Source organism: Pseudomonas sp. REP124, assembly GCF_020164475.1.
Lineage (GTDB): Bacteria > Pseudomonadota > Gammaproteobacteria > Pseudomonadales > Pseudomonadaceae > Aquipseudomonas.
Genome location: NZ_JAIQWX010000086.1, coordinates 4,152 through 27,053, shown reverse-complemented (window position 1 = coordinate 27,053; position 22,902 = coordinate 4,152). Strand labels below are relative to the sequence as shown.

2 protein-coding genes are annotated in these 22,902 nt (G+C 65.7%); both read left to right on the top strand.

What is annotated here, in order from left to right:
- Positions 1-178 precede the first annotated feature (178 nt).
- Positions 179-11,158 carry a non-ribosomal peptide synthetase gene (locus K9857_RS19665; RefSeq protein WP_224538457.1) on the top strand — a complete coding sequence of 3,660 codons (10,980 nt, stop codon included), beginning with the start codon at positions 179-181 and terminating at the stop codon, positions 11,156-11,158.
- On the top strand, positions 11,158-22,902 hold the full coding sequence (locus tag K9857_RS19660; protein WP_224538456.1) for a non-ribosomal peptide synthase/polyketide synthase: 11,745 nt from the start codon (positions 11,158-11,160) through the stop codon (positions 22,900-22,902). The genes K9857_RS19665 and K9857_RS19660 overlap by 1 nt, the downstream gene beginning before the upstream one ends.

The window sequence follows — 22,902 nt, the reverse complement described above, 5'->3', positions numbered from 1 at the left end:
ACCCACCGCATTCGCGAGCAAGCCCGCTCCCACATTTTTTGATTTTCACCCGCCACGGAATCCGCGCTCCACCTCCCCACCTGACAGTTATTCTCATTCGCTAATTTTTCCGGTCTGCATTCGTTCTATAGGGACGACGTGCCTTTGTGCTTCCCGCCACTGATCCGGATACCCAGAAATGAATGCTGAAGACTCCTTGAAACTTGCTCGCCGGTTTATCGGGTTGCCCCTGGAAAAGCGCCAGATGTTCCTTGCGGCCTTGCACAAGGAGGGGGTGGATTTCGCCCGGTTTCCGATTCCCGCCGGCGTCGAGGCCGAGGATCGTCAGGCGTTGTCCTACGCCCAGCAGCGCATGTGGTTTCTCTGGCAGCTGGACCCGCACAGCGGCGCCTACAACCTGCCGGGCGCGGTACGTCTCACCGGCGCCCTGAACCTGCCGGCGCTGGAGCAGGCCTTCGCCGCCCTGGTGGCGCGCCACGAAACCCTGCGCACGGTGTTCGCGCCCCAATCCGACGACAGCCTGCTGCAAGTGCCGACCACCGCACCGCTGCAAATCAGTCACGTCGACTTCTGCACCTTGCCCGGCAGCGAACGCGAACAGGCGGTCGCTCAGGCTGCCGAACAGCAATCCGTACAACCCTTCGATCTCGGCACCGGTCCACTCTTAAGAGTCACGCTGCTCAAGCTCGCCGAGCAGGAACACGTCCTGCTGCTGACCCTGCACCACATCGTCTCCGACGGCTGGTCGATGAACGTGCTGATCGACGAATTCATCCGCTGCTACGACGCCTTCGACGCCGGCACGCAACTGCAACTGCCGCCGCTGCCGATCCAGTACAGCGACTACGCCCTGTGGCAGCGCCGCTGGCTCGAAGCCGGTGAGCAGGCGCGTCAGCTCGACTACTGGCAGGCGCAACTGGGCGACGAGCACCCGGTGCTGGAACTGCCCACCGATCACCCGCGCCCGGCCATGCCGAGCTATCGCGGCACCCGCTACGAATTCGCGGTTGACGGCCAACTGGCCGAGCAACTGCGGGCCACCGCGCAACAGCACAACATCACCTTGTTCATGCTGCTGCTCGGCGCCTTCAATGTGCTGCTGCATCGCTACACCGGCCAGCGTGACATCCGCGTCGGCGTGCCGATCGCCAACCGCAACCGGGGCGAGATCGAGGGCCTGATCGGTTTCTTCGTCAACACCCAGGTATTGCGGACCGAGCTGGACGGCCAGACCCGGGTCGACCAACTGCTACAGCGCATCAAGGAAACCGCTCTCGGCGCCCAGGCCCACCAGGACCTGCCGTTCGAACGCTTGGTCGAAGCCCTGAAGCTGGAGCGCAGCCTCAGCCATACGCCGCTGTTCCAGGTGATGTACAACCACCAGCCGCAGGTCGCGGACATTTCCACGGTCAGCACCCGATCCGGCCTGGCGCTGGGACTGATCGAGTGGCAAGGCCGCACCACCCAGTTCGACCTGACCCTCGACACCTGGGAGAAGGGCGGCAAGCTGCACGCCGCGCTGACCTACGCCAACGACCTGTTCGACGCGGCGACCATCGCGCGCATGGCGCAACACTGGACGCACCTGCTGCGGGGCATGGTCGGCGATGCCGGGCAACGCATCAGCGATCTGCCACTGTTGGAGCAGGCCGAGTACCAGCTCATCGTCCATGACTGGAACCGCGCCGATGCGCCTTTCGCGCAGGACCTGTGCATTCATCAACTGATCGCCCGGCAGGCAGCCGAAACCCCGGATGCATTGGCTGCGACCTTCGGCCTTGAACAACTGACCTACAAGCAACTCGACGAGCAGGCCAACCGCCTGGCCCACAAGCTGATCGAACTCGGCGTCGGCCCGGAAGTGCGGGTCGGCGTGGCGATGCAGCGCTCGGAGCAACTGCTGGTGGCCTTGCTGGCGGTGCTCAAGGCCGGCGGCGCCTACGTACCGCTCGACCCGGATTACCCGGCCGAGCGCGTCGCCTACATGCTCGAAGACAGCCGCGCCCTGGTGCTGCTGACCGAGCAAGCCGTGGCTGAAACCCTGACCGTTGCCGACGACACCTCCGTCGTGCTGCTGGACCGCATCGAGCTGGCCGCCTATCCGACCAGCGCAGCGACCACCCGCGTCACGCCCGACAACCTGGCCTACGTGATCTACACCTCCGGCTCCACCGGAAAGCCCAAGGGCGTGGCCATCGCCCACCGCAACGTGCTGGCGCTGATCGACTGGTCGCAGTCGGTGTACAGTCGCGAGGACATTCAGGGCGTGCTGGCCTCGACTTCGGTGTGCTTCGACCTGTCGGTGTGGGAACTGTTCGTGACCCTGGCCAACGGCGGCTCGGTGATCATCGCCCGCAATGCCCTGGAGCTGCCGCTGCTGCCGGCCCGGGATCAGGTGCGCCTGATCAACACCGTGCCGTCGGCGATCAACGCGCTGCAACGGGACGCGCATATTCCGCCGAGTGTGCGCATCATCAACCTGGCGGGGGAGCCGCTGAAGCAGAGCCTGGTGGATGCGCTGTATCGGCAGGCCACTGTCGAGCATGTCTACGATCTCTACGGCCCTTCCGAAGACACCACATATTCCACCTGGACCCGTCGCGAAGCCGGTGGCCGCGCCAATATCGGCCGTCCGCTCATGCACACCGCCAGCTACCTGCTGGACGCCGATCTGCAACCGGTGCCCCAAGGCGTGGCCGCCGAGCTGTACCTGAGTGGTGCCGGCATCACCCGCGGTTATCTGGCGCGACCGGGCCTGACCGCCGAGAAATACGTGCCGAACCCGTTCTCCAGCAGCGGCGAACGCCTGTATCGCACCGGCGACCTGACCCGTTATCAGGCCGACGCCAACCTGCAATACGTCGGCCGCATCGACCATCAGGTCAAGGTCCGTGGCTTTCGTATCGAGTTGGGTGAAATCGAAGCGCGGCTGCTGCAGCAGGACACCGTGCGCGAACTGGCGGCACTCGCCCAGGACGGTGCCAGCGGTCAGCAACTGGTGGCCTACATCGTGCCGAGCGATCCGGCGCTGTTAACCGACAACGATGCGCAAAACAGCCAGCGTGAAACCCTGAAAGCGGCGTTGCGTCAGCACCTGCCGGACTACATGGTCCCGGCCTTCCTGCTGTTCCTCGAACAACTGCCGCTGACCCCCAACGGCAAACTCGACCGCAAGGCACTGCCGGCGATTGACGGCTCCAGCCAGCAGCGCGAACACGTCGCGCCACGCAGCGCCCTGGAAAAATCCCTCGCGGCGATCTGGCAGGACGTGCTGGCCGTCGAGTCGGTTGGCCTTGAAGACAATTTCTTCGAACTGGGTGGCGACTCCATCGTGTCGATGCAGGTGGTCAGCCGCGCCCGTCAGGCCGGGATCCTGTTGAGCCCCAAGGACCTGTTCCAGCACCAGACCGTGCGCAGCCTGGCCCAGGCCGCCCGCACCGGCGAGCTGACGCCGATCGACCAGGGCCCGGCAACGGGCGCCGTGGCGTTGGCGCCGGTGCAGCAGTGGTTCTTCGAACAGGCCATTCCTTCACGTCAGCACTGGAACCAGTCGCTGCTGCTGGTGCCTCGCGAGTCGTTGAACCTTGAAGCACTGGAGCGCGCCCTCGAACAACTGCTGACCCATCACGACAGCCTGCGCCTGCGTTATCAACAGGTCGACGGCGGCTGGCAGCAAGCCTACGCTGCGCCGACCACCGACTCGGTGCTGTGGCGCAGCGAAGCCTCATCGGTCGAAGCACTCAACACGTTGTGCGACGAAGCCCAGCGCAGCCTCGACCTGCATAACGGCCCGCTGCTGCGCGCCCTGTGGGTGGCAATGGCCGACGGCAGCGAACGTCTGCTGCTGGTGGTTCACCACTTGGCGGTGGACGGCGTGTCCTGGCGCGTGTTGCTCGAAGACCTCCAGCAGTTCTACACCGGCGGCAGCGTGCCGGCGAAAACCAGCAGCTATCAGCGCTGGGTCGCCGGTTTGCAGAATCATCTGGGCGCCTTTGAGCAGAGCCTCGCTCACTGGCAGACGCAACTGCAGGACGCCCCGACGGACCTGCCATGTGAACGCCCGAACGGCGCACTGGAAAACCGTTTCGAACACAAGCTGGAAATCCGCCTCGACAGCGAACAGACCCGCAAACTGCTGCAACAGGCCCCGGCGGCCTATCGCACCCAGGTCAACGACCTGCTGCTGACCGCCCTGGCCCGCGCCGTTTGCCTGTGGAGCGGGGAGGGCAGCACGCTGATCGAGCTCGAAGGCCATGGCCGCGAAGACCTGTTCGAAGGCGTCGACCTGACCCGCACGGTCGGTTGGTTCACCAGCCTGTTCCCGGTCAACCTCAAACCTGCCGCCGATCTTGGCGCCTCGATCAAGTCGATCAAGGAACAACTGCGCGCCGTGCCGGACAAGGGCCTGGGTTACGGCGCGCTGCGTTACCTGGGCGACGCACAGACCCGCGCCGAGCTCGCGGCGCTCCCTCAGCCGCGCATCACCTTCAACTATCTGGGGCAGTTCGACCGTCAGTTCGACGAGGGCGCGCTGTTCACTCCGTCCACCGAAGGCAACGGCATCGCCCAGGATCCGGCGGCGCCGCTGGGCAACTGGCTGGTGGTGGAAGGGCAGGTGTACGGCGGCGAGCTGTCTCTGAGCTGGGGTTTCAGCCGCGAGATGTTCGACACCGCGACCGTCCAGCGTCTGGGGGACGAGTATGCGCAACAACTCAATGCGCTGATCGAACACTGCTGCTCGCTCGAAACAGCACAAGCCACCCCATCGGACTTCCCGCTGGCGTGCATCAGCCAGGGGCAACTCGACGATCTGTCGCCGGCAAACCTCGAAGACTTGTACCCGCTGTCGCCGATGCAACAGGGCATGCTGTTCCACACCCTCTACGAACCGCAGGTCGGCGCCTACATCAGCCAGCTGCGCCTGGACATCGGCGGCCTGGACACCGCGCGTTTCACCCGCGCCTGGCAGGCGGCGGTCGAGCGTCACGACATCCTGCGCAGCAGCTTCCACTGGCAGGGACTCGACTCCGCGCATCAGGCGATTGCCCGTTCGGTGGTGCTACCGCTTGAAATGCTTGAAGGCGTCGATACAGATGAATTGGCTGATGAGGAACGAGCTAAAGGCTTCGAACTGGGCAGTGCACCGCTGTTCCGCCTGAAGCTGATCCAGACCAGCACCAACGCCTGGCACCTGATCTACACCAGTCATCACATCCTGATGGACGGCTGGAGCAACGCCCAATTGCTGGCCGAAGTGATCCAGCATTACGCCGCCGGGCAGTCGATGCCAGCGCCAACCGGCCACTACCGTGATTACCTGGGCTGGTTGCAACAGCAATCGGCGGCCGCTGGCGAGCAGTTCTGGAAAGCCGCACTGGCACCCCTGGAAACCCCGACCCTGCTGGCCGAAGCCCTGCGTCCACCGGTAGGCGCCGAAGGCAGCGAGGAATTCCGCGCCACTATCGACACCCGCACAACCCAGCGTCTGTCGGTATTCGCCCGCGAGCAGAAAGTCACCCTCAACACCCTGCTGCAGGCGGCCTGGAGTCTGCTGCTGCAACGCTACACCGGCCAGGATTGCGTGGTGTTCGGCGCCACCGTGGCCGGCCGTTCGGCCCCGCTGCCAGGGATCGAAGAGCAGTTGGGCCTGTTCATCAACACCCTGCCGCTGGTCTGCGCGATCAAGCCTGCACAAACCGTCAGCCAATGGCTCGGCGAGTTGCAAGGGCTAAACCTGGCGATGCGTGAATTCGAGCATGTGCCGCTGTACGACATTCAGGGTTGGGCGGGGCAGCAGGGTTCGGCGCTGTTCGACAGCCTGCTGGTGTTCGAAAACTTCCCCGTGGCCGAAGCGCTGAAACAGGGCGCACCGGCCGGGCTGTCGTTCGGCAACCTGCACAACCACGAACGCACCCACTATCCGCTGACCCTGGGCATCGAACTGGGCGAAGCCCTGAGCCTGGACTTCAGCTACGACAGCGCGCGTTTCAGCGCCGCGCAAATCGAGCGTCTGTCCGCCCAGTTGCAGCACCTGCTGGCGCAACTTGTTGCATCGCCGGAAAAAGCCCTCGGCACCCTGCAACTGCTCGACGCCGATGGCCAGAATGCAGTGCTCGCCATCAGCCAACCTGCCACGGTCGAGTTATCCACAACACAACTGGCCCACGAACAAATCGCCGCCCAGGCCGCCGCGAACCCGGACGCCCTGGCCGTGCAAGTCGAAGGTCAAACCCTGACCTTCGGCCAGCTCAACACCCAGGCCAACCACCTGGCCCAACGCCTGATCGACCACGGCGCCGCCCCCGGCAAGCGCATCGGCCTGGCCCTGCACCGCGGCCCGCAACTGATCGTCAGCCTGCTGGCCGTCCTCAAGACCGGCGCCGCCTACGTCCCGCTCGACCCGAAATACCCAACCGAACGCCTGACCTACATGATCAACGACAGCCGCCTGGACCTGCTGCTGTCCGAATCTGATCTGCTCAAAGATCTCCCCACCCACCTGACACACCTCAACATCAACGACACCACCCAACCCCCTGTAGGAGCAAGGCTTGCCCGCGAAGAGGCCCGCCCAAACACCAACGATCTCGCCTACATCATCTACACCTCCGGCTCCACCGGCCAACCCAAAGGCGTCGCCATCACCCACGGCGCCCTGCGCGAGTTCTGCCAGACCGCCGCCGGCTATTCGCGCCTGACACCCAACGACCGCGTCCTGCAATTCGCCACCTTCAGCTTCGACGGCTTCGTCGAGCAATGCTTCCCGGCCCTGTGCGTCGGCGCCGCCCTGATCATGCGCGGCGACGACCTGTGGGACGCCGGCCGCCTGGCCAGCGAAATCGTCCGGCAGGGCGTCACCGTGGCCGACTTGCCCGCCGCCTACTGGTTCCTGCTCGCCCGCGAATCGGCCAGCGGCGTGGTGCGTAACCTCGGCAACCTGCGTCAGGTCCATGTCGGCGGCGAAGCCATGTCGGTGGAAGGCCTGCGCCTGTGGCATCAGGCCGGCTTGAACCACATCCGCCTGCTCAACACCTACGGCCCGACCGAAGCCACCGTGGTGTCCAGCACCCACGAATGCCAGCTGCAAGACGCCAGCGACGCCTTCGGCATCCCCATCGGTCGCGCCATCGCCGGCCGTGCCCTGTACGTACTCGATGCTGCGGGCCAACTGATGCCGGCCGAAGGCGTGGGCGAGCTGTGCATCGGCGCGCCGGCCTGTCTGGCGCAAAGCTACTTCAACCGCCCGGCACTGACCGCCGAGCGCTTCCTGCCGGACGCGTTCGCCATTGAGCCGGGCACACGTCTGTACCGCAGCGGCGACCTGGCGCGCTACAACGGCAACGGTGATCTGGAATACGTCGGACGCATCGACCATCAGGTGAAAATCCGCGGTTTCCGCATCGAAATGGGCGAGATCGAAGCCTGCCTGCAAGCCCGGGACGAAGTGCGCGAAGCGGCCGTCATCGCCCAGGATGGCACGCAACTGGTGGCCTACATCGTTGCCAGCGGCGCGGTGGCCAGCGAAGCGGACTTCCTGCAAGGCCTCAAGGCGATCCTGCAAAAGTCACTGCCCGATTACATGGTGCCCAACCACCTGGTCCTGCTGGACAAGCTGCCGCTGAACAACAACGGCAAACTCGACCGCAAGTCCCTGCCCCGGGCCGAAGCAGCGGCGGCACAACGCGTGTTCGTGGCTCCGGCTCAAGGACTCGAAACCCAACTGGCTCAGATCTGGCAGGAAGTGCTGCAGGTCGAGCAGGTCGGCCGCGACGACAACTTCTTCGCCCTCGGCGGTCATTCGCTGCTGGTGCTGCAAGTGATCTCCCGCGCCCGTCAGCAACTGCAGATCGAACTGTCGGTCAGCAGCCTGTTCTCGGCGGGTAGCCTCGCGGAATTTGCCGAACGTGCGGCCCGCGCCAGCGCCGGCAATCAACCGCCGCTGCAACCCGCGCAGGCGGATCAACCCAAAGTGCTGTCCTACGCCCAGCAACGCCAGTGGATTCTCTGGCAGCTGGACCCGCACAGCAGCGCCTACAACATCCCGGCCGCCCTGCGTCTCAAGGGTGCGCTGAACCGCGAAGCACTGCGTCAGGCCTTCGAGCAATTGCAGGCCCGCCACGAAACCCTGCGCACCACCTTCGAACAGGACGGCCAGCAGGCGCGGCCGGTGATTCACGGCGAACTGCCGCTGCAGCTCGCCGAGCGCTCTATCGTTGAATCGGCCGTCAACGATGCCGTGGCAGAAGAAATCTCCAAGCCGTTCGACCTGCGCAACGGCCCGCTGTGGCGCGCCGTGCTCTTGCAAGTCGGCAGCGACGAGCATGTGCTGGTGCTCACCGTGCATCACATCGCCGCCGATGGCTGGTCGATGCAGGTGATGGTCGACGAGTTCAGCGCCCTGTATCAGACCGCCGTCACCGGCACTGCCGCGAACCTGAACGCACTGCCTGTGGCCTACAGCGACTACGCCCGCTGGCAGCGCGACTGGCTGGAAGCCGGGGAGGGCGCACGCCAGCTGAGCTGGTGGCGCGAACAGCTGCAAGGCAGCCAGTCCCCCCTGGAATTGCCGAGCGAACTGAGCCGCCCGGCCCGTCGTAGTGGACGCGGCGCCAGCCTCACGCTGAACGTCGATCAGGCGCTGTTGGCCGGTTTGCGAACCTGCGCGCAGGAGCAGCAAGTGACGTTGTTCATGCTGTTGCTGGCCAGTTTCCAGACCCTGCTGCATCGCCAGAGCGGGCAGTCGGGCATCAGCGTCGGCGTGCCGAGTGCCGGCCGTTCGCGCCTGGAAACCGAAGGCCTGATCGGCTTCTTCATCAACACCCAGGTGCTGCGCGCCGAGATCGACGGCCAGCAGCCGTTCAGCACCTTGCTGCAACGGGTCAAGCGCACCGCGCTGGCGGCCCAGGCCCATCAGGACCTGCCGTTCGAGCAACTGGTGGACGCCCTGCAACCGGACCGCAGCCTCAATCACAGCCCGCTGTTCCAGGTGCTCTACAACCATCAGCAGCAACTGGGCGCCAGCGTCGAACGCACCGTTGGCGAGTTGCGGGTCGAACGCCTGCACTGGCAACAACACACCGCGCAATTCGATCTGGTCCTGGATACCCAGGAGCAGGGCGACACGCTGGACGCCAGCCTGAGCTACGCCAGCGACCTGTACGACGAAGCCTCGATGCAGCGCCTCGCCGAACAGTGGCTGAACCTGCTGCGCGCGGTGGTCGCCGATCCACAGCAACGGGTCGCCGAACTGCCGCTGCTGCAAGCGCCGCACTACCCCGAGCTGATCCAGCACTGGAACCCGGCGTTCCAGGCGCAACCGGCGTCGCCGACCCTGCATCAGCTGTTCGAAGCCCAGGTCGCACAACGGCCGAGCGCCATCGCCCTGAGTCATGAAGGCGAGCACCTGAGCTACGCCGCGCTCAACGCCCAGGCCAACCGCTTGGCGCGCAAGCTGCGTGAGCAGGGCGTCGGCCCGGAAGTGAAAGTGGGCATCGCCACCGAGCGGGCGATGCCGCTGGTGGTCGGCCTGTTGGCGATCCTCAAGGCCGGTGGCGCCTACGTGCCGCTGGACCCGCAATACCCGGCCGAGCGCCTGAGCTACATGATCGAGGACAGCGGCATTGCGCTGCTGCTGACTCAGGAGCACTTGATGGAAGGCCTGCCGTCCCGCGACGGCGTGCAGGTGCTGGACCTGACGTCCCTGCAACTGGACGGCTACGCCAGCGACAACCTGCCGCCGCTGGCGACCCCGGACAACCTCGCCTACGTGATCTACACCTCCGGCTCCACCGGGCGACCGAAGGGTGCGCTGCTCAGCCACGGCAATGTGGGACGTCTGCTGAGCGCAACGGCTGAAGAATTCAACTTCGGCGCAGACGATGTCTGGACCCTGTTCCATTCCTACGCCTTCGATTTCTCGGTGTGGGAACTGTTCGGTTCGCTGTGCACCGGCGGGCGCCTGGTGATCGTGCCGTACTACATCAGCCGCGAGCCCCAGGCGTTCTATCGTCTGCTCTGCGATGAAGGCGTGACCGTGCTCAACCAGACCCCGAGCGCCTTCCGCCAACTGCTGCCGATTGCCTGCGCCAGCCCGCGGAACCTCGCGCTGCGCCAGGTGATCTTCGGCGGCGAAGCGCTGGAAGTGGCGAGCCTGCGTCCATGGTTCGAGCGCTTCGGCGATCAACAACCCACCCTGGTCAACATGTACGGCATCACCGAAACCACGGTGCACGTGACCTACCGCGCCATCCGCCTGGCGGACCTCGATGGCAAGGCGCAAAGCCCGATCGGCCTGCCGATCCGCGACCTGCGCTGGTACTTGCTCGACAGCCAGCTGCAACCGGTGCCGGTGGGCGTAGCGGGCGAGCTGTACATCGCCGGTGCTGGCCTGGCGCGGGGTTATCACGGGCGTTTCGGCCTGACTGCCGAGCGCTTCGTACCGAGCCCGTTCGACCCGTCGCAACGCCTGTATCGCAGCGGCGATCTGGCGCGCCAGCGCGACGACGGCAGCATCGATTACCTGGGGCGTATCGACCAGCAAGTGAAGATTCGCGGTTTCCGCATCGAACTGGGCGAGATCGAGGCCGCGCTGCTGGCACAACCCGGCGTGCGCCAGGCGGTGATCAGCGTGCACAACGCCGATGCCGGGCCGCAGTTGTGCGCCTACGTGGTGGCCGAGCAGACCCCGAGCGAGCCGATCACCTGGCGCGAGCAAATGCGCGCCGCGCTCAAGGTCGACCTGCCGGACTACATGGTGCCCAGCCACTGGCTGCTGCTCGATGAGCTGCCCTTGACCGGCAACGGCAAGCTCGACCGCAAGGCCCTGCCGCTGCCGGACGCCGAAGACTGGCAGCGTCCGTTCGAAGCCCCCGAAGGCGCGCTCGAACAGCAACTGGCGACGATCTGGGCCCAGGTGCTGGGCGTGGCGCGGATCGGCCGGCGCGACAACTTCTTCGAATTGGGCGGGCACTCGCTGCTCGCCGCCCAGGCCAGCGCCCGCGTGGAGCTGGAACTGGGCATCGAGCTGCCGCTGCGCGCGCTGTTCGAAACCAACGACCTTCAGGCCTACGCCGCCATGGCCGGTCAACAGGCCCCGACTGACAACGATGCCCGTCTGGATGCGCTTGAGTCGCTCCTCGACGAGATGGAGATCAACTGATGGAACACACCACCGCCATGCGTATCGCCACCCGCTTCGCCGGCCTGCCCGCCGACAAGCGCCGCGAATTCCTGACACGCATGCAAGAGCAGGGCGTCAGCTTCGGCCAGTTGCCGATTCCGCCCGCCGCCGAACCCCAGGCCGCTTTCGAGCTGTCCTACGCGCAGCAGCGCCAGTGGTTCCTCTGGCAGCTCGATCCTCAGGGCAGCGCCTACAACATTCCCGCGGCGCTGCGTCTGGAAGGTCCGCTGAATCTTGCAGCGCTGCAAACAAGCTTCGACGTGCTGCTGGAGCGGCACCAGAGCCTGCGCAGCCGTTTCGTCGAAGACGACGGCCAAGTGCTGCAGACGCTGGCGTCGGTCAGCTCGCTGGCCATCGAACAACATGATTTGCGCGATGAACCGCAGCCGCTCGAGTCGGCAATGAACAAGGTCGACGCGGAGATCGCCCGGCCGTTCGATCTGCAACACGGCCCGCTGCTGCGAGTGAGCCTTTTGCAGCTGGACGCCGAGGACCACGTGCTGGTGCTGACCCTGCACCACATCGTCACTGACGGCTGGTCGATGGGCGTGCTGGTGGAAGAGTTTTCCCGCCTGTATGCCGCCCACTGCCAGGGCAAGGGCGCGGAGCTTGAAGCGCTGCCGATCCAGTATTCGGATTACGCCGCCTGGCAGAAGCGCTGGATGGAAGCGGGGGAGCTGGAGCGTCAATTGAACTGGTGGCGCAACACCCTCGGCAGCGAACAGCCGCTGCTGGAACTGCCGACCGATCGCCCGCGCCCGGCGCAACCGAGCCAGCGTGGCGCCCGTCTGGATTTCGCCCTCGATGCCCAGCTGGCGAGCGGCCTGATGACGTTGGCCAAACAGAGCGGCGTCACGCCATTCATGCTGTTGCTCGCCAGCTTCCAGGCCCTGTTGTACCGCTACAGCGGCCAGTCCGACCTGCGTATCGGCGTGCCGATCGGCAATCGCAATCGCGCGGAAACCCGTGGCCTGATCGGCTTCTTCGTCAACACCCAGGTGATGCGCTCCGAGCTTGATGGCCGCCTGCCGTTCAGCCAGTTGCTGGAGCAGACCCGCGCCGCGTCGCTGGATGCCCAGGATTATCAGGACCTGCCATTCGAGCGTCTGGTGCAGGCGCTGCAAGGCGAGCGCAGCCTCAGCCACAGTCCGTTGTTCCAGGTGATGTTCAACCACCAGCAGGCGCGGCCGACGGCGGTCAGCGGCTTGCTCGCGGGCCTGCGAGTGCAGGCGCTGAACGCCACGGCGCCCACCACCCAGTTCGACCTGCAACTGGACACCCAGGAACAGGGCGAGCAGCTGTTCGCCAGCCTGACCTACGCCACCGACCTGTTCGACGCCGAGCGCATCGAGCATCTGGCGCAGCATTGGCGCAACCTGTTGGCCGGCGTCCTGGCCAACCCGCAAACCCCGATTGCCGAACTGCCGCTGCTGGACGCCGACGAGCGCCTGCGCATCCTCGACGACCTCAACGACACCGCCCACCTCTATCCGGGCGAAGTCTGCGTACAGCGCCATTTCGAAGCGCGGGTGATTGAAAACCCGCACGCGACGGCTCTGGTGTTCCAGGGCCAGTCCCTGAGTTACGCCGAGCTGAACCTGCGCGCCAATCGCCTGGCCCATCACCTGCGTGCGCAGGGTGTGGGCCCGGAAGTGATCGTCGGCATCGCCTGCGAGCGTTCCTTCGAAATGGTCGTCGGCCTGCTGGCGATCCTCAAGGCCGGTGGCGCGTACGTGCCGCTGGACCCGGAATACCCGCTGGACCGCCTGAGCTACATGATCGAAGACAGCGGCATTGCGTTGCTGCTGACCCAGGACCATTTGCTGGCGCAACTGCCGACCCCGGACCACGTGCGCACCTTGTGCCTGCAAGCAGACGCCGAGTGGTTGAGCGAGCTGCCGGGCACGGATCTGCCCAACGTCGCGCTGGCGGAAAACCTCGCCTACATGATCTACACCTCCGGCTCCACCGGAAAACCCAAGGGCGCGGGCAACCGTCATGTGGCGCTGCACAACCGCATCGAGTGGATGCAGGACGCCTACCACCTGCAGCCGACAGACCGCGTGCTGCAAAAGACCCCGTTCAGCTTCGACGTGTCGGTCTGGGAGTTCTTCTGGCCGTTGATGAAAGGCGCGACCCTGGTGATCGCAGCTCCAGGCGAGCACCGCGATCCGCAACGCCTGGCGGCGCTGGTCGTCGAACAGCGCATCACCACGCTGCACTTCGTGCCGTCGATGCTTTCGGCCTTCATCGCCGCCGACGAGGCGCTGGCCTGCACCTCGCTGACCCGGATCATCTGCAGTGGCGAAGCGCTGCCGATGGAGCTGCAACGCCAGACCCTGCGCAGCCTGCCCCAAGCCAATCTGTACAACCTCTATGGCCCGACCGAAGCGGCCATCGACGTGACCCACTGGACCTGCGTGGAAGAGGACCGCGACAGCGTGCCGATCGGTCGACCGATCGCCAACCTGCGCACCTGCATCCTCGACAGCGAACTGCAACCCTTGCCGATGGGCGCGGTGGGTGAGCTGTACCTGGGCGGTGTCGGCCTGGCGCGGGGTTATCACCGTCGCGGCGCGTTGACCGCCGAACGTTTCGTGGTCGATCCGTTCGGTAGCGGCGAGCGGCTGTACCGCACCGGTGACCTGGCGCGCTACCGCGCCGACGGCGCCATCGACTACTGCGGGCGCATCGACCATCAGGTGAAGATTCGCGGCCTGCGTATCGAGCTGGGCGAGATCGAAGCGCGCCTGCAGGAACACGCCGAGGTGCAGGAAGCCGTGGTGCTGGCCCTCGACGGTCCGAGCGGCAAGCAACTGGTGGCCTATGTCGTGCCGCAGGATCGTGCGCTGGTGGCGGCCGACGCCGAGCAGCAGGGCGCCTGGCGAGAAACCCTGAAAACCCATCTGCTCGGCAGCCTGCCGGACTACATGGTGCCGGCGCAGACGGTGCTGATCGAACAGATGCCCCTGAGCCCCAACGGCAAACTGGAACGCAAGCGCCTGCCGGCACCGACCGCGCAGGTCAGCCAGCGCGCCTTTGAAGCGCCACGCACCGCCCACGAAAAAGCACTGGCGCAGATCTGGCAGGAGGTGCTGGGCGTCGAGCAGGTCGGGCGCCAGGACAATTTCTTCGAGCTGGGCGGCGACTCGATCATTTCGATCCAGGTGGTCAGCCGCGCCCGCCGCGCCGGCCTGAGCCTGCAACCGCGTGACCTGTTCCAGCAGCAGACCCTGCAAGCCCTGGCCACGGTGGTCAAGGAACAGGCCGCACCGCTGGCGCAACAAGGGCCGGTGGACGGTGTGCAAAAGCTCACGCCGATCCAGCGCTGGTTCTTCGAAGAGCCGATCCCGCAACGGGCCCACTGGAACCAGGCGGTGTTGCTGACCCCGCGTGAAACCCTGGAACTGCCGCGTCTGCAAGGCGCCCTGCAACGCCTGCTCAAGCAGCACGATGCTCTGCGCCTGCGCTTCAGCCAGATCGACGGTCAATGGTCGGCCCGCTACGTCGGCGCCGACAGTGCCGATGTGATCGACATGCTCTGGACCGCCCGGGTGGCCAGCGATGCTTCGCTGGAATCGGTGTGCGACGAAGCCCAGCGCAGCCTCAGCCTGCAGGACGGCCCGCTGTTGCGGGTGGCATTGATTGCCCAGGCCGATGGTTCGCAACGCTTGCTGCTGGTGATCCATCACCTGGCCGTGGACGGCGTGTCCTGGCGGGTGCTGCTGGAAGATTTGCAGGCGGCGTATCAAGGTGAAACGCTGCCGCCGAAGACCAGTTCGTTCCAGGCCTGGGCCGAGAAACTCGACGCCTATGCCCGTTCCGAAGCAGCTATTGATGAATTGAGCTGGTGGCAGGATCGATTGAGCGGTGCGAGCGATGTTTTGCCGGCTGCCAATCCACAGGCCAGTCAGGCCGGGCATCTGCGTCAGGGCGTGAGCATCGGCCTGGACCGCGAGCAGACCCGCCAACTGCTGCAACAGGCCCCGGCGATCTACCGCACCCAGGTCAACGACCTGCTGCTGACCGCGCTGGCGCGCACCCTCAGCCGCTGGACCGGCAGCGAGTCGGCGCTGATCCAGCTCGAAGGCCACGGCCGCGAAGAGCTGTTCGACGACATCGACCTGACCCGCACCGTCGGCTGGTTCTCCAGCCTGTTCCCGGTGCGCCTGACCCCGACCGCCGACCTGGGCGGCTCGATCAAGGCGATCAAGCAGCAACTGCGCGAGATCCCCGGCAAGGGCCTGGGTTACGGCCTGCTGCGCTACCTGAGCGATGCCTCGGCGCAAGCCACGCTGGCCGCTCTGCCTCAGGCGCGCGTGACCTTCAACTACCTGGGCCAGTTCGACCAGAGCTTCGCCGAGGACGCGCTGTTCTCCCCGGCGCGGGAATCCAGCGGCGCCGCGCAATCGGCGGATGCGCCGCTGCCGAACTGGCTGTCGGTGGACGGGCAGGTGTACGGCGGCGAACTGAAACTGGACTGGACCTTCAGCCGCGAGTGCTTCGAGCGTCGCGAGATCGAAGCCCTGGCCGATGATTTCCGCACTGAACTGCTGGCGCTGATCGCCCATTGCCTGAGCGATGGCGCAGGCGGCGTGACCCCGGCGGACTTCCCGCTGGCACGTTTGAGCCAGGCGCAACTCGATGCGCTGCCGGTGCCGCCGGCGCAGATCGAAGACCTGTATCCACTGTCGCCGATGCAGGCCGGCCTGCTTTTCCACAGCCTGTATGAGTCGGCGTCTGGCGCCTATGTGAACCAGCTCAGCGTCGAAGCCCGTGGCCTCGATCCACAGCGACTGGGTCAGGCCTGGCAGGCGGTGCTCGACAGCCACGCCATCCTGCGCAGCAGCTTCCACTTCCCCGAAGGTGTCGAGGCGCCGGTGCAATTGGTGCACCGTCATCTGTCGCTGCCGTTCACCTGTCTGGACTGGCGCGAGCGCGACGATCAGGCGCAGGCACTGGCGCAACTGGTCGACAGCGAACGCCTGCAACTCGATCCGGGCCGTGCGCCGCTGATGCGCCTGGCCCTGGTTCGCCTCGACGACGAGCGTCAGCAACTGATCTACACCCACCATCACCTGCTGCTCGATGGCTGGAGCAACTCGCTGCTGCTCAGCGAAGTGCTGCAGCGTTACGCCGGCCAGGACGTGCCGGTGCCGAGCGGGCGTTTCGCCGATTACATCGGCTGGCTACAACGCCAGGATGCCGAGGCTGACGAGGTGTTCTGGCGCGGGCAACTGGCGAGTCTCGATAACCCGACGTTGTTGGCCCAGAGCCTGGGTCACAGTCATCAAAGCGTTGGCTTTGCCGACCATCGCCAGACCTTCGACATCGCCACCACCCAGCGTTTCAGCGAGTTCGCCCGCCAGCGGAAAGTCACCCTCAACACCCTGGTGCAAGGCGCCTGGGCCCTGTTGCTGCAACGCTATAGTGGCCAGCGCAGCGTGGCGTTCGGCGCCACGGTGGCGGGGCGTCCGGTGGACTTGCCGGGGGCGGAAAGCCAGCTCGGCCTGTTCATCAACACCTTGCCGGTGATCAGCAGCCCGGATGCGGTGGAAAGCGTCGAGCAGTGGCTCGGCCGCTTGCAGGCGCAGAACCTGGAATTGCGCGAGCATGAGTTCACCGCGCTGGGCGATATCCAGCGCTGGGCCGGACGGGCCGGCGAGCCGCTGTTCGACAGCCTGCTGGTGTTCGAAAACTTCCCGGTGGCCGAAGCGCTGCAACAGGGCGCGCCGGCGGGTCTGAGTTTCTCGATCCCGCAAAACCACGAACGCACCAATTTCCCGCTGACGATTGCCGCCACCGCCGAAAGCCAGCTGAGCCTGAACTGGAGCTACCGGTGCAGCCATTTCAGCGCCGAGGCCATTGCCCGCATGAGCGAGCACCTGGCGGCGCTGCTGGCGGCGATGGTCGCCGCGCCCCAGGCCGCCCTGAGCGAACTGGACCTGCTGACCGTCGCCGAGCGCCAGCAGCAACTGGTGGAATGGAACCCGGCGTTCACGGCTGCGCAAAATCCGCTGTGCGTGCATCAGCTGATCGAAGCCCAGGCCCACATTCGTCCACAGGCCACAGCGCTGATCTTCAACGATCTGGAGCTGACGTTCGACCAGCTCAACCGCCGCGCCAACCAATTGGCCCATCGCCTGCGCGCACTGGGCATCGGCCCGGAAGTGCGGGTCGGCCTGGCGATGCAGCGCTCGCCGGAAATGATCGTCGGCCTGCTGGCGATCCTCAAGGCGGGCGGCGCCTACGTGCCGCTGGACCCGGCCTATCCGGCCGAGCGCCTGAGCTACCTGATGGCCGACAGCGGTATCTCGCTGCTGATCAGCCAGTCCTGGCTGCGGGAAAAACTGCCGTTGCCGCAAGGCCTGTCGGTGCTGGACATCGACCGCGAGCCGTTGGACGCCATGGCCGACAGCAACCCGGTCAACCTGACCTGCGGCGAAAACCTCGCCTACCTTATTTACACCTCGGGCTCCACCGGCCGGCCCAAAGGTGTCAGCGTGGCCCACGGTCCGCTGGCTATGCATTGCCTGTCCATTGGCGAGCTGTACGGCATGACCCCGGAAGACCGCGAGCTGCAATTCGCCTCCATCAGCTTCGACGGCGCCCACGAGCGCTGGCTGACGCCGCTGGTGTTCGGCTCGGCAGTGATGCCGCGGGACGATGAGTTGTGGAGCGTGGAGCGCACCTGCGCCGAGATCGAAAAACACCGCATCACCATTGCCTGCTTCACCCCGACCTACCTGGGGCAAATCGCCGATTTCATGGGCGAGGCGGGGCGCGATTTGCCGATCCGTTCCTACACCCCGTGCGGTGAAGGCATGGCCAAGCACGCCTTCGACGAGGTGCAGCAGATCCTGCAACCCAAGCGCCTGATCAACGGCTACGGCCCGACCGAAACGGTGATCACGCCGCTGATCTGGCTGGCCTACCCGGACACCGAATTCGACTCGGCCTTCATGCCGATCGGCCGGCCGGTGGGCAATCGCAGCGCCTACATCCTCGACGGCGGCTTGCAGCCGTTGCCGGTGGGCGTGGCGGGCGAGTTGTACCTGGGCGGCGAGGGCGTAGCCCGGGGTTATCATCAACGTCCGGACCTGACCGCCGAACGTTTTGTGCCGGACCCTTTCGTGCCGGGCGCGCGCCTGTATCGCAGTGGCGACCTGGCGCGGTTCCGCGCCGATGGCGTGGTGGAATACCTGGGTCGGATCGACCAGCAAGTGAAGATTCGCGGCTTCCGTATCGAACTGGGCGAAATCGAAGCCTGCCTTCTGGAACACGACGGCGTTCGTGAAGCCTTCGTGATCGACCGCGAAGGTCCGGTGGGCCGTCAGTTGGTGGGTTACGTGGTACCTCGCGATCCGCTGGTGGACGAGCAGGAACTGCGTGACACACTGACCGCGCATCTACGCAGCCGCCTGCCGGCACACATGCTGCCGGCGCATCTGATGTGCCTGGATGCGCTGCCGCTGACGCCGAACGGCAAGCTGGATCGACAAGGTCTGCCGGCGCCGGAAGCCACGCGTCAGCGTGAGGATCAGGTGGCCGCCGCAACAGGCGCCGAAGCGCTGCTGGTGGAGATCTGGCAGGAGCTGTTGGGCCTGGATTCGGTGGGCGTGACCGAAAACTTCTTCGAGCTGGGCGGCGATTCGATCATCTCCCTGCAAGCGGTCAGCCGCGCCGGGCAGCGCGGGCTGGTGTTCAGTCCCAAGCAACTGTTCGAGCAGCAGACCATTCGTGCGTTGGCGGCAGTGGCCGGCAGTCGCGAGGGCGCATTGGTTCCGGTACCGAAAGTCGAGGCCTTTGCCTTGGTGCCGCACATCGATATGGCGGCGCGTGAGGGGCTGCAAGACCTGTATCCGCTGTCGCCGATGCAGCAGGGCATGTTGTTCCATTGCCTGGACTCACCGGAGCTCAACCCTTACGTCAACCAGTTGAGCGTCGAGGTCGACGGCTTGCAGGTGCCGCGTTTCCGCGCTGCCTGGCAGGCGCTGATCGAGCGTCATGAAGTACTGCGCGCGGCGTTCCGCTGGCGCGACGGCCTGGCCGACCCGCTGCAGGCGGTGTTCGCCGAGGTGGATCTGCCGATCGAAGAACTCGACTGGCGCGAGCGTAGCGACACCGAACAGGCGCTGCGAGAGCTGGCCGAGGCCGAGCAGGCCAAGGGCTTCGACCTGAGTTGCCCGCCGCTGATGCGCTTCGTCCTGATCCGCCTGGGTGACAACCGCCACCAGATGATCTGGGTCTACCATCACCTGCTGCTCGACGGCTGGAGTGCGTCACGCCTGCTGGGCGAGATGCTGCGTCTGTATCACCACGACAGCTTGCCGGCATTGACCGGTCGCTACGCCGACTACATCGCCTGGCTGCAACGCCAGGACGCGGCCCAGGCCGAAGGTTTCTGGCGCGAGCGCCTGGCGTTGCTGGAAGCACCGACCATTCTGGCCAAGGCTTCCGGTGCCGAAGGTTCCGGTCACGGCGTGATGTACAGCGATCTCGACGCCCAGGCCACGGGCAGATTACAGCGCTTCGCCAAGGCCCAGCGCGTGACCTTGAACACTCTGGTGCAAGGCGCCTGGCTGTTGCTGCTGCAACGCCACAGCGGTCAGCGCAGCGTGGCGTTCGGCGCGACGGTGGCGGGGCGTCCGACTGAGCTCGCCGGTGCCCAGGAGATGCTCGGGCTGTTCATCAACACCTTGCCGGTGATCCAGACCCTCGACCCGCAGCAACCGCTGGGCGAGTGGCTGCGTGAGTTGCAGGCCTACAACCTGAGCGTGCGCGACTACGAGCACACGCCGCTGTCCGACATCCAGCGTTGGGCCGGGCAGGGTGGTCAGGGGCTGTTCGACAGCATCATCGTGTTCGAGAACCACCCGGTGGACCGCGCGCTGAAAGGCGGCGAGGAAGGCGAGTTGCGCTTTGCCGACGTCGGCAGCGGTGGCGTGACCAACTTCCCGATGGACTTGATGGTCAGCGCCAACGACGAAGGGCTGGAGGTGGAGTATCTGTATCTGCGCGATCGCTTCAGCGAGTTGGAAGTGCAGCGGATTCGGGCGCAGCTGGAAGGGTTGTTGCGGGCGTTGCCGGAGGATGCCGATTGCCTGCTGGGCAACATCGGCCTGCCCGAGGCGCGGTTGAGTCTGCCCCAGGCGCCGGCGGATGCTTCCGATTTGCTGCACAGCTTCAATCAGCACGTTCGCACTCAGCCGCAGAAAATCGCGCTGTTCTGCGAGGAGCGGGAAGTCAGCTACGCCGATCTCGATGCGCAGGCCAACGGCTTGGCGCAGCAACTGATCGCCCGTGGCATCGTTGCCGAAAGCATGGTGGCGGTGGCGTTGCCGCGTTCGGAGCGCACCATTGTTGCCTTCCTCGCGGTGCTAAAAGCCGGTGGCGCGTATCTGCCTTTGGACCTGGCTTATCCGGTTGAGCGACTGGCGTACATGCTCAGTGATTCGGCGGCGAGCCTGCTGATTTGCGACAGCGATCTGGGTGAGCGTCTGCCGTTGGCCGACAGCCCGCCGCGCCTGTTGCTCGATCAGTTGAGTGTCGCTGGCAGCAGCGAATGTCCGGTAGTTGATCCACTGCCGGGTCATCTCGCCTACCTGATCTACACCTCCGGCTCCACCGGCCAGCCCAAGGGCGTGGCTGTGGCGCGGGGGCCGATTGCCCGGCATTGCCGCGGCATCATCGACCTGTATGAACTGGTACCGGACAGCCGCGAACTGCACTTCATGTCGTTCGCCTTTGACGGTGCCCAGGAGCGTTGGCTCAGCGTGATGCTGGCCGGTGGCAGCCTGGTGATCCGCGAGGACAACCTGTGGACGCCGGAGCAAACCCTGCAAATGCTGCATCGCCACAGCGTCACCGTGGCCTGCTTCCCGCCGGCGTACCTGCAACAGATGGCCGAAGTCGCCGAGCGCCTGGGCAATCCGCCGGCGGTGCAGGTGTATTGCTTTGGCGGCGATGCGGTGCCGGACGCCAGCTTCGAACAGGTCAAGCGTGCGTTGCGTCCGCAGCGTCTGGTCAATGGCTACGGCCCGACCGAAACCGTGGTCACGCCGCTGCTGTGGCGTGCCGAGGCCAGCGAACGTTGCGAGGCGGCCTACGCGCCGATTGGCCGTGGCGTGGCCGGGCGTGGTTTGTACGTTCTCGACGCCGACCTGAACCCGTTGCCGGTGGGTGTCAGCGGCGAGCTGTACCTGGGCGGCGAGTGCCTGGCGCGGGGTTATCACCAGCGTCCGGGCATGAGTGCGGAGCGCTTCATTCCCGATCCGTTCGAGGCCGGTGGGCGCATGTATCGCACCGGTGATCTGGTGCGCCAGCGTGAGTGCGGGCTGATCGACTACCTCGGTCGCCTTGATCAGCAGGTGAAGATCCGTGGGTTCCGCATCGAACTGGGCGAGATCGAAGCGCGTCTGCGTGAGTGTGCCGGGGTGCAGGATGCCGCGGTGGTGGTGCACGACACGCCGACCGGCAAGCAGCTGGTTGGATACGTTGTCGGTGACGGCGCTGTCGGACTTGATCGCCGTCTGAAGGCCGAGCTGCAAGGGCAATTGCCGGACTACATGGTCCCGGCGCGCATCCTGGTGCTGGAGCGTTTCCCGCTGTCGGCCAACGGCAAGCTCGACCGTCGCGCATTGCCGCAGCCGGAGTGGGCCGTCGGTGGTTACCGCGCGCCGCGCAACGCCCTGGAAACCGCGCTGACCGCGATCTGGCAGGAAGTGCTCGGTGTGCCGCAGGTGGGCATCGACGATAATTTCTTCGAGCTCGGTGGCGACTCGTTGCAGGTGCTCAAGGTTATCTCCCGGGTGCGCAGCCAGCCGGAGCTGGGCTTCGAACTGAAGCTGCGGGATCTGATGCAGAAGCCGTGCATCGCTGACCTGAGCGGGTATCAGGCGACGGAGACGGCGAGCGCGCCGGACCCGCTGCTGGCCTTGAATGGCCGGGTGGCCAATGTGCCGGCGCTGTTCTGCCTGCACGCCGGTTTCGGCACGGTGTTCGACTACGAACCGCTGGCCCGCCGTCTGGAAGGACGGCGCACGGTGTACGGCCTGCAATGCCGAATGCTGCTCGATCCGCAGTGGCAGGACGAGTCGCTGGCGGCGATGGCCCAGGCCTATGCGCAGCGGATTCGCGCGCAGCAGGCGGACGGTCCTTACTACCTGCTGGGCTGGTCGCTGGGTGGCGCGTTGACCCAACTGGTCGCCCATGAGCTGGAAGGGCAGGGACAGGTGGTGGCGTTTGCCGGGCTGGTCGACAGCTACGTGGCGGGCACCGCGGAAGCGGGGGACTGGCGAGAAGATTTGGCCGACTTCCTGAAGTTTGTCCTCGGTCAACCGTCTGAAGAAGCAGAGAGGCTGATTGCCGCGAAAGCGGCTGGCCTTGGTGAGCGCGAAGGCGCCGCCGCCGTGATCGAAGCCGCCATGCACGGCAGCAACGGCCACGCGGCACTGGGGGCCAGCGAACTGACGCAGATCTTCGCTACCGGCTCATCCCTCAAGCAACTGGCCCTGGCCCAGCGGCGACTGCCGAAGGTCCAGGCCACGGCACACCGCTGGTGGGTGGCCGGACGCGAGGACGAGCGCCGGGTGTTCGAAGCGCAGGTCGGACAGCACGGGGTGGATCGCCTGTTGAAGGGCGGGCACTACGAGTTGTTGCGGGGGGATGAGTTGCTGGATCAGTTGGAGGATTTGCTGGTGCTCCAACTGACCACCGCCTGA